Raw genomic sequence first — 13,232 nt, 5'->3', positions numbered from 1 at the left:
CTTTGTGCACAGGCGAAGTCGGCGCTTCGCGAAGGTGGTGAATCGGTCGGTGCGGTTCACACGGCCACCGGCACCCGGTCGGGCACGGCCGGCTCCGCGAGGAAGGCGGCGATGACCGGGCGGCGCGGGCGGCCCGTGACGGTGAAGAACCGCAGGTACAGGTCCTCGTCGGCGACGAACACCCGTGGCTCCTGGACCCGTTCGACGATCGAGAGATGACGTTCGCCGTGCGCGGCGATCTCCCGTTCGGCCTCGGCCGGGTCGGTGCCCGGTTCCACCAGGAACAGGCCCTGCAGGGCGGTCAGGCCGTCGCCGCTGACGGCGACCGCCCGGACGAAGGGCAGCGTGGTGTACGACGCCTCCACCCACTCCGGCGCGACATTGCGGCCGGAGGCGGTGATGATGACGTTCTTCTTGCGGCCGACGATGCGGACGAACCCGTCGTCGTCGACGGTCGCGAGGTCCCCGGTGTGCAGCCAGCCGTCCTCGTCCAGCGCGCAGCTGGAGGGGTCGGTGCGGCTGTAGCCGGCGAACAGGGAGGCGCTGCGCACCAGTAGCTCTCCGTCGTGGGCCAGACGTACGGTCACGTGCGGCAGCGGGCGGCCTACGGTGCCGATACGGCGGGCGGTGGGGGTGTTCCAGCAGACCACCGAGCTGTTCTCGCTGAGCCCGTAGCCCTCGTGCACGGGCATGCCGTGCGCCTCCAGGCGGTGCAGCACCTGCGGGGTGACCGGGGCGCCGCCGCAGCAGATCAGCGGGGCGGGCGAGCGGCCGAACAGGGCCTCGGCGGCGGCCCGTTGGCCGGCCCCCTGGTCCACGGCGAGCCGTTCGGCCTCCGCGGCGAGCACCTCGGCCAGGGCGGGGGTGACCACCAGGGCGCTGGGCGCGGCGGCCGCCAGGTAGGGCAGGACGCGCTGAGGTGCGGTCGCGGAGGTGCCGACCAGGGGTGCCGACGGGGGCAGCAGAACGACCGTGCCGCGGTCGGCGAGGACCAGGTAGACGGCGGTGACCTGCTCGATCAGCAGACTGAAGGGGACCAGGGAGAGATAGCGGGTGTAGGAGCCGGCGGGCATCTCCTGGTGCAGCGAGTCCACCAGGGCGTTCACACCGGCCGAGCGGATCCGCACGCCCTTGGGACGGGAGGTGGTGCCGGAGGTGTGGATGACCTTGCAGATCCAGTCCGGCCGGGCGGCCGGGGGCGCGGCGTGCGCGGGCACGGCGGACGCGGGTGCTGTGGGCAGGAAGTGCGCCGGTGCCGGGGCGTCCAGCAACTCCTCGATGTCGACCAGGAGATGACCGCAGTCGGCAGGGATGACGGGCGTCTCGGCGGACCACTGGGCGAGCCGCTCCCAGCCGGCCTGGTCGGTCAGGACGACGTCGATGTCCTCCAGCAGCCCGGCGGCCTGCTCGGACGAGAAGGCCAGCGGTACGGGCACCTCGGTGGCCCCGTGCTGCAGCAGCGCCAGGTCGGCGACGAGGAACTCGGGGGTGTTGCCCATGGCCACGCCCACCTTGAGGCGTTCGCCGCGGGCCGGGCAGCGGTCCAGCAGGGAGCGCAGCGCGGCTATGGCGGAGCCCGTCTGGCGGTAGGTGTAGCGGGCCTCGGTCCGCCCGTTGTCACCGAGCACCTCCACCAGGGGCAGGTCCTGTGCGGCGGGGTCGGCCAGGGCGGCGGCGGTGCGCTCCTCCAGCAGGGCGCCGTACCTCTCGTGGGCGTCAGGCAGCAGCATCGGCGAGCACCTTCTCCTGGCGGCCGGCGGTGAGTTCGATGTCCAGGCCGCTGAAGCGGTAGCGGCCGGTGGTGGAGGACAGCAGGGCGCCGATGGCGTGCAGCGGGATGACGCCGGTGCGCGGGGTCTGCTGGTAGTACGTCCCCCAGCGCTCCCGCTCGAAGTCGTCCAGGGTGGAGGCGTCGGCGGAGACGATCGGCTTGAAGGGGATGCCGAGCCGGTCCAGAGTGCGGGCGAGCTGGCCGGTGGCCGTGCACAGGATGTAGCGCAGGCCCTGGCACCAGGCGATGATCGGGGTCAGCCGGATCAGTTCCAGGCCGGAGCGGTCGCCGCCGCCGGCGAGGGAGCCGATCTCCACGATGGAGTCGCGGGTGCAGGTGGCGCCGGTGACCCGGGCGACGGCCTCCTCGACGGGTTCGCCGCCGAGATAGCGCTCGGAGAAGAAGCCCCGCTCCGAGTCGAACGTCATGCCGACGCAGGCGAGAATACGGTCGGCCGGGTCCGTGCCGTCGTACTCCTCCTGCTGTGTGCCGGAGGCGACGATGAAATAGTCCGGGGCGGGTATGACATCGGCACCGAATGCCTTCGAATACCGTTCCCTGGCGAAGTCGCTGGCGCTGCTCCAGCTGGGCGTCAGACGATTGGCGACAGTAATGCGCACGATTGTCTCCTCACATTTCCGGTGCCCTGGGGATACCGTTCGCTGCGGTGTCCGCCGAGGGACCTCGACGAGATCCATCTTCGGGATCCGGAAAGCCAGGAAAAAGTCGCCAGAAACAGTGTCTTGACCGCGGCCGGGACGGCTGCTATTCGCGCGTGCCGCGCGCGCCCCGCCACTGAGGAGAACGGCGGCGGGGCGGACGAATGGACGCGTCGTTCGACGCAGGTTCAGCCGGTGGTCAACTCGTATTCGGTCAGTCCGGCCCGTGCGGCCAGAACCCCGGCCTGGAACCTGCTTTCGGCGCCGAGGGTCTGGGTGATCTCGGAGATGTGCTTGCGCACGGTGCGCACGGACATCGCCAGCCGGCGGGCGATGACCTCGTCCTTCGCGCCTTCGGCGAGGAGTCGTACGATGCGTTTCTTCACGAGGTCGCTGATGGTCGTGGTGACGGCGGCGCCGCCTTCGAAGGGAATGGCCACGTCCCAGAGATGGTCGAAAACACCGCACAGGTACTGGACCGCACTGGGTTCGTGGACGACGGCCGCGCCGCCCCGGTTTCCCGGGGTGGGCAGAAAGACCGTCTCCCGGTCGAAGATGATCATCCGGTCGGGAAGTTCCTCCAGCGTCCGCATTTCGGCGCGGTATCCCGCGACCTGTTCGACATAGCTCTGGTATTCCAGGTCGTAGCGTGCGGTGTGCTGGACGAGTGAGCGCATGGTGACACCGCGTTCCAGCATGGCGAGGTCGCGCGGCAGGACGTCGCTGAGCAGGGTGCCGGTGCGCCGCCGGGCCGGCTGGATGGCGGAGATCTCCGTGCACCGGGCGGTGGCGTTGCGCAGCAGCGAGAGCACCTCGCCGACCTCGGGCACGACGCTGACCGCGGCGTCGCGACCGCGCTCGCGGCGGGCGGCCTGGTAGAGCGAGGTGAGCGCGGCGAGGTCGACGCGGATCCCGTCGATCGCCTGCTGCCTGCGACGTTGGGCGAGTTCGACCGGTGCGAGCAGCTCGCCGGCCGCCGCGTCGGGGCTGACCGCCACCAGCGCCGAGGGGTCGCCCGGCTTGGGGCGCAGCAGATGGAGCACCTTCAGCTTCTCCGCGGCGGCCTCCACCTGCTCCCGGGTCAGCCCGAGTACGGCGACGACCTGGTCGATGTCCAGGCTGTCCTGGCGCAACGCGCACTCGTAGACGGCGGTGGCGTCGCCGTCCAGCCGGGGAAGCCCCACCCAGCCATCCATAATGTCCACATCCACCCCACTTTGTTCACGCTTCCTGTTGATGCGTGCAGGCTCATGATCCCTTGTCGGGCTGGCTCGGCCGAATCAAATCCAGGCAAGATCGTGGCCAGGGAAAGCGCCCGCAGCGGGCGGCCCCGAAAACCACTGCAACGCGATAGTCGGCTTCTTGCCGCGCTTCAATCAATGGGGGATGAAATGAAGTTCGCCAGCACCGCTCTCGTCGTCATCGCGACCCTGACTTCCGGCTGGTTCGGCACGCTCGGCCAGGTCGCCGCACACGCCGGTAACTCCGGCGCCGCGACGGCGGTTTCCGCGGCCGTCTCGCACGGCACCACCGAATGGGGCGTCGTGAAGCCCACCGCATAACGGCCGGCATAACGGCCGTTGTAACGGAATATTCAATTCCGCACGGAGGACACGCATGCCCACCACCGCCCCGCCGGCGCGTCGCGTGGAGTTGCAGGCGCCGGAGCTGGCGCCCCGGGAGCAGGAGGCGCTGGGCTACATAGCCCGCGGTTACACCGACTCCCAGACCGCGAAGCGCATGGGCATCAGCCCGTACACCGTCCACACGTACCTGCGGCGGATCAGGGCCAAATACGGCCTCGACAATCGCGCCCAGCTGGTACGGCTCGCCTTCGAACTGCGGCTGTGACGAGCACGGTCCGCGCCCACCCACGAACACCTAGGAAAAGGCTGTGAAGTACGGCATCTTCATCGGCTACACGTTCAGTCCCGCCTGGCTCGCCAAGAGCTGGGACGAGCGCGAGCAGTTCCAGCAGGAGCACCTCGCGCCCCTCTACGCCAAATACGCCGGCCGGCTGAGCATCCAGCAGTACGACGCCGAGGCGTTCTCGGCGGCGCCGACGGACTTCGCGTTCATCGAGACCGAGGACCTGACCGCCTACTACTTCTTCGTCGAGGAACTGCGCGACACCCCGCTCTTCGCCCAGGGGCTGGCCCGCATCGATGTCATCCACGTCGGTCTCGCCGACGGCTACCGGCACTTCGCCCAGGAGGTTCTCCATGCTGACGACGACCGCTGACGACGCCCGGGGCAGGCTGCGGGACATCTACGCCGACGCCCACGAGCAGACCCTGCACCCCAACCTGCTGGGCTGGCCGGGCCGTCCCGACGAGGCGGAGCTGGACTTCCTCTCCCGGGTCGTCTACGACCGCCCCGGCAAGGGGGTCGAGGCCAGCGCCTACCTGGTCAAGGAGCTGGCCCAGCTCGCCGAGATCGAGCGGCACGTGTCCGCCGTGTTCGGCATCATCACCGCCCAGCTCGGCGCCGACGACTCGCCGCTGAGCGCCGGCTACGACCTGCACCACGCCCTCAACCTGTTCGCGGCCGAGGAGTATCTGCATGCCGACTTCTTCTACCGCTACGTACGTGAACTGGCGGGCAAGGACGTGAAGCTGGCCGACTCCCTCTTCATGGAGCGGCTCGCGCTGTACCAGGGCGACGACTCGCCGTACGTGAAGCTCGCCGCGATGTGCATGTCGGCGTACATCGGCGAGTCGGTCATCACCGTGTTCGAGAAGCGCACCGCGCACCTCGACCCCGGACAGAAGCACTTCCTGACCCGGCTGCTGTGGGCGCACGGCATGGACGAGGCCCGGCACGTGCAGGTCGACCACGTCGTCCTGGAGCATGTGATCCCCTCCCTCACCGAGGCCGAGCGGGCTCGCGCCTACGAGCTGTTCCGGGGCACCGAGGAGCTCGACCGCGAACTGGCCGACCGCTTCCAGAACCTGGTGCGCGAGCTGTTCGGCCTGGACCACCAGCCCGGCAACCGGGCCTGGCAGATCCAGCTGCAGCTCACCGGCGCCTTCCGCGCGGCCCTGGCCGAGTCCTGGCCGCCGGTCCCGGTGGACGAGCACATCGACGCCGCAACGCGTGCGCTGCTGGTGGAGTTCTCGGGCAGCGACCACGTCCACGCCTGACGCCGCATCCCGCCCGCCCCCTCCGACGAAGGCCGACCCCCCGTGACCGCCACCGCCCCGCCCCGCTACCTGGACCTGACCGACGACGCCGAGCCCTTCCTGACCGGCCCGGGCCGTCCGAGCCCGAACGGCAGCGCGCCCAGGGAAGCGCGCGCCCCTGGTGCGGGGCGGGCGTCGTCCGGGGGCGCCTTCGGCGGGACGGGAGACGGTCGCGACGGCGGGCGCGGGGGCGTGGCCCGGGCATCCCGCCTCCGGCGCAACGGCGCGCCGGACGGCGTGGTCCGGGCGGTTCACGACCGGCGGGGCAGCGTGCACCAGGGCGCTGCCTCCCGCACTGCCGCCGACCTGTTCTCTCTCCTGCGCTCCGTGCTCCCCGACGGGCTCGACCACTACGTCCTCGGGAGTTCCGCGGCCGAGGTCTGTGACGTCGCCCTGCGGGCCGCGCGGCGCGCGCGGCCCGCCCGGCGGCAGGTGGCCGTGGCCGCGGGCGGGCACCACGGGGTGACCCTCGGCCGCGTCGACGGGCTGGTCGTCGTGCCGTACGGGGACGCGGAGGCGATGGGTGAGGCGCTGGCGGACCGGTCGGTCGCGGCGGTGTTCCTGGAGCCGGTGCTGGACGGCCCCCGGCTGACCGTGCCGCCGCGCGGCTATGTCGGCCGGGTCGCCGAGGCCTGCGCCCGCACGGGCACGCTGCTCGTCGCGGACGAGTTCCAGACCTGTCTGGGCCGCACGGGCAGGATGTTCGCCGTGGACCACGACGCCGTGGTCCCCGATGTCATGCTCCTGTCCAAAGCGGGGGCGGGCTTTCCCCGAGTCGGCGTCTGCGCGCTCGGCACGGCCCTCGCCGAGGCCGTCGAGGACCCCCCGCTCGCCCACGGCGGCCCCTCCGCGCTGTCGCTGGCCGCCGCCTGCGCCGCGGTCCGGGAAGCCGTCGACCTCGACCTGCCGGCCCACGCCGCCCGGCTCGGCCCCCGGCTGCTGGCCGGCCTGGAGGAGGCCTGCCGGCGTCACCCCGCTCATCTGCTGGGCGCCGTCGGCACCGGCCTGATGACCGGCCTGCGCACCCGCGACTCCTCCGCCGAGTTCCAGATCTCGATGATGCTCGCCGGCCACGGCCTGCGCACCGGCCACTCCCGGCGCCACCCCGGAGGCCGTACCGACCACCCCGTCCTGCCGTTCTGCCCTCCACCGACCGTCACCGAACAGCAGATCGACCACGTGCTGGCCGCCCTGGAAACCACCCTCACCTGGCTGGACGGCCGACCCCGCGCCCGTACCGGCGGAGTCGGCCACCTCCTGCGCGGCCTCGGCCCCTTCCGGACACCCACCGACTGGTGAACCCCTCGCCACGATTCCCAAGGACCGACATGTCACACACGACCGCCCCCCGGCCGGCCACCACGGCCCCGCCCGCCCCCGAGCCGCCCGCGGCCCCCGCCGGCCGCACCGCCCTGCTCGCGGGTGTCCTGCTCTCCCTGTTCCTCGCCGCGGCCGACTCCACCGTCGTCGGCTCGCTGCTGCCCACCATCGCCGGCCAGCTCGGCCGCCAGGATCTGTACTCCTGGCTGATCTCCGCGTTCCTGCTGGCCAGTGTGCTCGTCACACCGGTCGCCGGAGCGGCGGCCGACCGCTGGGGCGGACGCCGCGCGATGCTGGCCGCCCTCACCGTGTTCGCCGCCGCCTCCGCGGGCGTCGCCGCCGCCCACACCATGCCCCTGCTGATCGTCGCCCGCGCGGCCCAGGGCATCGGCGCCGGTGCCGTCGCCGCGCTGACGTACGTGCTGATCGGCCAGGCCTTCGACGCAGGTGAGCGCGGCCGTATGCAGGGCATGCTGTCCTCCGTGTGGGGCCTGGCCGCCGTCGCCGGACCCGCCCTGGGCACGGCCGCCCAGGCCACCGTCGGCTGGCGCTGGATCTTCCTGCTCAACCTGCCGCTGGCCGCCGTCGCCGCCGTCCTGGTCCGCAAGGTGCCCGCCGCCCCGGCGACCGCCCCCCGCGTGATCAGCCCCGGCGCGCTGCTGTCGTTCGCCGCCGGCCTCGGGGGTCTGCTCCTGCTGATCCAGGCACCCGCCCTGCACGTGCGCACCCCGTACGTCGTCGCACTCGCCCTGGTGACCTTCCTCGGCCTGGCCGCACACATCGTCCTGGTCCGGCGCCGCCCCGCCGCGGCCCTCGTCCCGTCCGCCTTCGCCACCCAGGGCGACCAGCGCATCTCCGGGCTGCTCGCGGTCGGTGCCGCCGCTGTGCTGTACGCCTCGGTGACCCTGCTGCCGCTGGCCCTCACCGCGGGCGGCGCGGCCGGCGCGACCGAGAGCGGACTGTTCGTCATCACCGGCGCGCTCGGCTGGGTGGCCGGCTCGGCCGTGTGCGGCGGCCTGCTGCAGCGCCTCGGCCCGCGCGCCACCGCCGCCATCGGCGGTCTGCTGCTGGCGGCCGGCCCGGCGCTGCTCGCCGCGGGTGCCGCCCACTCGCTGCCGCTGGCCGTCGCCGGCGAGTCCCTGGCCGGTCTCGGCACCGGGTTCGTCGCCACCACCAGCCTGGTCCACACCCAGAACACCGCCCCCGCCCAGTGGCTCGGCGCCTACACCGCCGCCGTCACCCTGTGCCGGAACATCGGTGCCGCCGTCGGCGTCAACCTGCTCGCCTCCATCCAGCTCAGCGCCGCCGGCCACGGCTCCCACGGCGCCTCGACGGGCTCGTACACCACCGCCTTCGCGGCCCTCGCCATGATCGGACTGCTCACCCTCGCCGGGGCCCTGCGTCTGCCCCGCCGCCACTGACACCGGTCGACCACTGTCCGGCCCGGCGGGCGGCCACCCTCCCGCCGGGCCGGCGACCACTGCCTCAAGGAGACGGACATGCCGACCGACAGCCCGCTGACCCAGGTGCTGTCCCTCTTCACCGGCGCCGCACCCGCCCACCCGACTCGCCCGGTCAACGCGGGTATCACGCGAGGCCGGACACGTTTTCCCGTAGTAAGCGCATACCGACCGGCCAGTTCGACGAAAAGCCCACGCGACCCCGAACCCCGCGGGTAGCGTGCGTGGCTCCGCTCCCCCCACCTCCCTGCGGTCCGCCGCCACGGACCCGAGCCACGCAAGGAGCCCCGGGATGTCCCACGACCCGCCGCCGCACCAGCCGACGTACCTCACCTACCCCTGGCAGCCCCCACCCGCCGAACCAGCCCGCCCGCCCCGCACTCCGCCCCGCGAACCCCTCGGCCACCACAGCGACCTGCGGGTGCTGCGCAGCGCCTACCGCTGGCAGCGGCGCACCGCCACGCTCACCGCCCTGGGCTACTTCACACTGTTCCTGGCCCTGTCCGCGGGCGCACCCGGCTTCATGACGCGCACGGTCGCCGACGGCATCCCCGCCGGACTGCTGCTCGCCCTGATCCAGCTCCCCGTCACCTGGCTGGCGATCGCCCTGTACGAGCACACCGCCCGCCGGCACGTCGATCCGCTCGCCGACCGCATCCGCAGGGAGACCGAACTGGACGCACGCCGAGGAGCGACCCGATGACCGCCGCCACAGGCACCCCGGCCGTCGGAGGCTTCACCGGTTTCAGCGGCTCGGGCCAGGCCATGTCCCTGGTCGCCTTCTCCACCGTCGCCACGGTGACCCTGCTGCTGTGCGTGATGACCGGCCCCGACCGGGACGACCTCGACGAGTTCTACACCGGCTACGGCTCCCTGTCCCCGCTGCGCAACGGCCTCGCCATCGCCGGCGACTACATCTCCGCGGCCACCGTCCTCGGCACCGGCGGAGTGATCGCCCTGTGCGGCTACGACGGCGTCGTCCTCGCCCTCAGTACGGCGCTGTCGCTGATGCTGCTGATGTTCCTGCTGGCCGAACCGCTGCGCAACGCCGGCCGGTTCACCATGGGCGACGCGCTGGCCCGCCGGCTGCCGGGCCGCGCGGTACGCATCACGGCCTGCGCGGTGACCATCGCCGCCCTGCTGCCGCTGATGCTGGTCCAGCTCGCCGGAACCGGGCAGCTGATCGCGTTCATCCTGGGCTTCTCCAACGAGTCGCTGAAGACCGGATGCGTCGTGGGACTCGGCGCCCTGATGATCGCCTACGCGGCCATCGGCGGCATGAAGGGCACCGCGCTCATCCAGATCCTGAAGATCGTGATGCTGGTCGGTTCCGGCGCCGTGGTCGCCGTACTGATCCTGCACCGCTTCGGCTGGGACCCGGGCGCGCTGTTCACCGCGGCCGCACGGCAGAGCGGCGCCGGACCGGCCTTCCTGCACTCGGGGCTGCAGTTCGGCACCTCCGGCAGGTCCCGCCTCGACATGATCGCCTCGGAGCTGACCGTGGTGCTGGGCGGCGCTGTCCTGCCGCACATCACCATGCGCATGTACACCGCCTCCAGCGCCCGCCAGGTACGCCGCTCGATGTCCTGGGCGGTGTCGATCGTCGCCCTGTTCGTCCTGGTCATCACGGTGGTGGGATTCGGCGCCACCGCACTGGTCGGCCGTGCCGTGATCGCGGGGGCCGACCCGCAGGGCAACACGGCCTACCTGCTGGGCTCCCGGGCGGCGTTCGGCGCGAACGTGTCGACGGCGGAGACCTTCCTGTTCACCATGGTGACGACGGCGATCTTCCTGACCCTGCTCGCATCGGTGGCCGGGATGATCCTCGCCTGCGCCAACTCCCTCGCCCACGACGTGTTCGCGGCCCGCGTGCAGGAGATGCCGCCCCGGCGCGAGATGGCGCTGGCCCGCTTCTCCGCGCTCGCCATAGGCGCGCCGACCATCCTGCTGGCCACCCTGGTGCAGCACCACAGCCTGCAGCCCCTCGTGACACTCTCCTTCTGCCTGGGCGCCTCGGCCATCGCACCCGCCCTGGTCTACGGGCTCTTCTGGCGCCGCTACACCCGCAGCGGGCTGCTGAGCACACTGATCGGGGGCTCGCTGACCGTGCTGCTGCTGATGCCGGGCACCGATCTGGTCTCCGGCTCACCCGTCTCGGCCTTCCCGCACGCCGACTTCAACTGGTTCCCCTTCACCACCACCGGCATCGTCTCCATCCCGGCCGGCTTCTTCTTCGGCTGGCTGGGCACGGTGCTCTCCGGCCGCGCCGAGGCGGAACAGCAACGCCACCAGTACGAGGCGGTGGAGGGCCGGATCCTGGCGGGGGCGGTGCGGGAGGAAGGGTGACGGGCGGGGTCGCCACGGCGGCGGCCGCGACGCCGGCCAGGGCGGGGCCGGGGCGGGGGCCGGGGTGGTCATTCCAGCGCCGTTCTTCCCGTCAGGGAGATCAGGTTGCTGCGGGCCTCGTCCATGTGGGCGTGCACGTCGTCCCAGGCATCACCGTGCTCACGCAGCACCCGTTCCGTCTCCCGGGCGATGCGTTCCTCGTGCAGGCGCGCGTCGGCGATGATGTCGGCGGCACGCGCGCACGCCTCCTGCTGGCTGCGGTGCGCGAACTCCTCGGCCTCGCCGAGGACCCGCTCGGCGTCGGCCAGCGCGGCCTCGGCCCGGCTCACCCGCTCGGCATACCGGGCATCCAGGGCGGCGATCCGCTCGGCCTCCTCGCGCTCGGCCTCGGCCCACCGCTCGGCCTGCTCCCGGGACAGCTGGGCGGTCAAGCCGGTCGTGCGCTGCCGCACCTCGCGCAACGCGGCGAGCATCTCCGCGCGCCCCTTCCTCACCTCGCGCCGCGTCCTGACGCGGATGCCATCGGCCTCGGCGCGCGCGGCGAGGAGCCGCCGGCGGGCGTGTTCGTCCGCTTGCGCGCGGAGCGCGTCCGCCGCTTCCTGCGCCTTCCGGCGTGCGCCCTCGGCGCGCGCTTCGGCCTGCACGACCTGCCGGTGCGCTTCCCGCCGCGTGCGCTCACGGAGATCTGCCGCTTCCTCCTGCACGAGCTGGAACAAGCGCCGTGCACGCCCCCCGAGCGACTCGTACGTCTGCGGCGGGAGCTGGGCGACGACCTCGCCCATCCGCGCAGCCTCCGCCTCCATGTCCTTGGCGAGCACGGTCAGCCGCGCGGCACGTTCCCACGCGGCATCGCGGTCGTACGACAACGTCTCCAGGTAGGCGTCGACCTGGTCGGTGCGGTAGCCGCGCCCCCGGACGGTCACAAAGCCGTGCGGCGACTTCGATGCACTGCTCACCCTGGGAACCCCTCTCCACCGGACATACACGACAGAATGATTTCGCGCATATCTTGATGGATCGGACGTAAGCGTTCATAACGCGACACTCCGCGGTCACGTCACGCTCGTCCCCGCGCATGTCACGCCCGGGGTGCAGGGAATCCGCCTCCCTGCACCGCGCGAGAGCACGACAGCGCCCACCCGTTCGGCCGACACACGACCGGGAACGCAAGCGTGCCCTTCACGCACGCGTGAAGGGCACGATCGCCTGAGCGGGCGTCCCTACAGCAGCCCGTCCCACATCTGTTCCAGCAGCACCGACCACCAGCTCTCCGGCGAACCGAGCGCCGCCGGGTCCAATGCGGCCAGCTGCGCCTGGAAGTCGACGGTCCAGCGGCCCGCCTGCTCCTGGTTCAGCCCGTACCTCAGCCGCCACATCCTGCCCAGCAGGGCCAGGCAGCGTGCGAACTCCGGCAGCCCGGTGTTCACGAACTGCGGCGGCACCGGAGCCCCGCCCGGCCCCGCCTCGACCGGCACGGCCACGATGTTCGCCGTCCCGTACTGCACACAGATCGCCTTGCCGAAATCGGTGCCCATGACGAGGTACGAGCCCGCGTCCGCCGCCGGCTGCACCCCGCGCTCGGCCGCCAGCTCCGCCAGCGTGGGCACCGGGCGGCCCGGCTGGGCCTGCGCCCAGAAGAACGGGCCCATGTCCATCGGCAGACCGGCCACCACCAGCGTGTGCGCCACGACCGGCGGCACCCCCTGCCGGGACACCGCCTGCTGCTCGAACCGGAAGACCCCCGGCCCGAACACCGCCGCCAGCTCCTGCCCGACACCCTCCGGCGGGATCGGCGGCGCGGCCTGCACCGGCGCCAGCGGAGCCCGCACCGGCGCCGGCCGCGCCGGACCGTCCGCCACCTGATGCAGCTCACCCTGGTGCGCCAGCAACTGCCGCATGCCCTGCTGCCTGCTCGCGTGATCCGTGCCGTACGGCGCGATGCTCGCGATCCGTGCCTGCGGCCACTGCTCCCGGATCATCCGCGCACAGTAGGCGCCCGGCAGCTCGCACGACTCCAGCTCCGTGTGCAGCTCCAGCACCTGGTCCGGCGGCACGTTCATCGCCCGCAGCTCGTGGAAGATCTGCCACTCCGGGTGCGGGGTGCCCGGCGCCGAACGCCGGATCAGCTGCTGCTCCGAACCGTCCTGCGCGCGGTAGCGCAGCACCGCCTGATAGCCGGGTCCGACCGTCGGCTGGCCGGTGGGCGGCTGCGGATAACCGTACGCCGGTGGCTGCCCCGGAACCGGCGCACCCGGCGGCGGCATCGCACCCGGCGGCATCGGCTGCGGCACACCCGGAGCGCCCGGAGGCATGCCAGGAGCGGCCGGCGCGCCGGGGGCGGGCGGCGGCGGAGGCGCGCCCGGACCTGCCACGGGCGGCGCCGCCAGCACCGTCTCCGCGTGGTGCACGGCCCCGCGCCCGCCCCCCGGAGCGCCAGGGTCGATCGCGATGGGGATCGGGCTCTCCGCGCTGTCGCCGTACTCTGCGAGGAGGT

General features: G+C 72.5%; 13 protein-coding genes. 8 read left to right on the top strand and 5 right to left on the bottom strand.

The window, feature by feature from the left end:
* Positions 1-56: 56 nt before the first annotated feature.
* The 3 genes from ABZ624_RS27395 to ABZ624_RS27385 all read right to left on the bottom strand — a co-directional run bounded on the left by ABZ624_RS27395 (position 57) and on the right by ABZ624_RS27385 (position 3,614).
* Positions 57-1,730, bottom strand: a complete 1,674-nt coding sequence (locus tag ABZ624_RS27395) for an AMP-binding protein (protein ID WP_360094278.1) — start codon at positions 1,728-1,730, stop codon at positions 57-59.
* A complete protein-coding gene (locus tag ABZ624_RS27390) occupies positions 1,717-2,391 on the bottom strand; it encodes a thermostable hemolysin (protein ID WP_360094275.1) in 675 nt (224 codons plus the stop codon). The genes ABZ624_RS27395 and ABZ624_RS27390 overlap by 14 nt, the downstream gene beginning before the upstream one ends.
* Before the next feature lie 227 nt (positions 2,392-2,618).
* Positions 2,619-3,614 (bottom strand): helix-turn-helix transcriptional regulator, encoded by a 996-nt coding sequence (locus ABZ624_RS27385; RefSeq protein ID WP_360094272.1) that lies wholly within the window; start codon positions 3,612-3,614, stop codon positions 2,619-2,621.
* Positions 3,615-3,821: 207 nt separating this feature from the next.
* Here ABZ624_RS27385 and ABZ624_RS27380 point away from each other — a divergent pair, with 207 nt between their 5' ends.
* The 8 genes from ABZ624_RS27380 (at position 3,822) to ABZ624_RS27345 (ending at position 10,738) form a co-directional block, all read left to right on the top strand.
* Complete coding sequence (locus ABZ624_RS27380) at positions 3,822-3,992, top strand: hypothetical protein (RefSeq protein ID WP_360094269.1); 171 nt, start codon at positions 3,822-3,824, stop codon at positions 3,990-3,992.
* A 55-nt stretch (positions 3,993-4,047) separates the two neighbouring features.
* Positions 4,048-4,281, top strand: coding sequence for a helix-turn-helix transcriptional regulator (locus ABZ624_RS27375; protein ID WP_351247724.1), 234 nt, complete (start codon positions 4,048-4,050; stop codon positions 4,279-4,281).
* Between the two features lie 43 nt (positions 4,282-4,324).
* On the top strand, positions 4,325-4,672 hold the full coding sequence (locus ABZ624_RS27370; protein WP_360094266.1) for a darcynin family protein: 348 nt from the start codon (positions 4,325-4,327) through the stop codon (positions 4,670-4,672).
* Complete coding sequence (locus ABZ624_RS27365) at positions 4,653-5,573, top strand: hypothetical protein (protein WP_360094263.1); 921 nt, start codon at positions 4,653-4,655, stop codon at positions 5,571-5,573. Before ABZ624_RS27370 ends, ABZ624_RS27365 begins: the two co-directional genes overlap by 20 nt.
* Before the next feature lie 42 nt (positions 5,574-5,615).
* Positions 5,616-6,911: an aminotransferase class III-fold pyridoxal phosphate-dependent enzyme gene (locus tag ABZ624_RS27360; RefSeq protein ID WP_360094260.1), complete on the top strand. Its 1,296-nt coding sequence runs from the start codon at positions 5,616-5,618 to the stop codon at positions 6,909-6,911.
* Between the two features lie 29 nt (positions 6,912-6,940).
* Positions 6,941-8,353 carry an MFS transporter gene (locus ABZ624_RS27355; RefSeq protein WP_360094257.1) on the top strand — a complete coding sequence of 471 codons (1,413 nt, stop codon included), beginning with the start codon at positions 6,941-6,943 and terminating at the stop codon, positions 8,351-8,353.
* A 331-nt stretch (positions 8,354-8,684) separates the two neighbouring features.
* Positions 8,685-9,095 (top strand): DUF485 domain-containing protein, encoded by a 411-nt coding sequence (locus ABZ624_RS27350; protein WP_360094254.1) that lies wholly within the window; start codon positions 8,685-8,687, stop codon positions 9,093-9,095.
* Positions 9,092-10,738 carry a cation acetate symporter gene (locus ABZ624_RS27345; protein WP_360094251.1) on the top strand — a complete coding sequence of 549 codons (1,647 nt, stop codon included), beginning with the start codon at positions 9,092-9,094 and terminating at the stop codon, positions 10,736-10,738. The genes ABZ624_RS27350 and ABZ624_RS27345 overlap by 4 nt, the downstream gene beginning before the upstream one ends.
* Before the next feature lie 68 nt (positions 10,739-10,806).
* On the opposite strand, the gene ABZ624_RS27340 is transcribed toward ABZ624_RS27345, so the two are convergent.
* A complete protein-coding gene (locus ABZ624_RS27340; RefSeq protein WP_360094248.1) occupies positions 10,807-11,694 on the bottom strand; it encodes a cellulose-binding protein in 888 nt (295 codons plus the stop codon).
* Between the two features lie 264 nt (positions 11,695-11,958).
* Positions 11,959-13,232 (bottom strand): SUKH-4 family immunity protein (locus ABZ624_RS27335; protein ID WP_360094245.1); only part of this gene is annotated, 1,274 nt, incomplete at its 5' end.

The organism is Streptomyces sp. NPDC007205 (assembly GCF_040634095.1).
Lineage (GTDB): Bacteria > Actinomycetota > Actinomycetes > Streptomycetales > Streptomycetaceae > Streptomyces.
The sequence above is the reverse complement of the archived record's forward strand: the minus strand, read 5'-3'. Positions and strand labels throughout refer to the sequence as shown.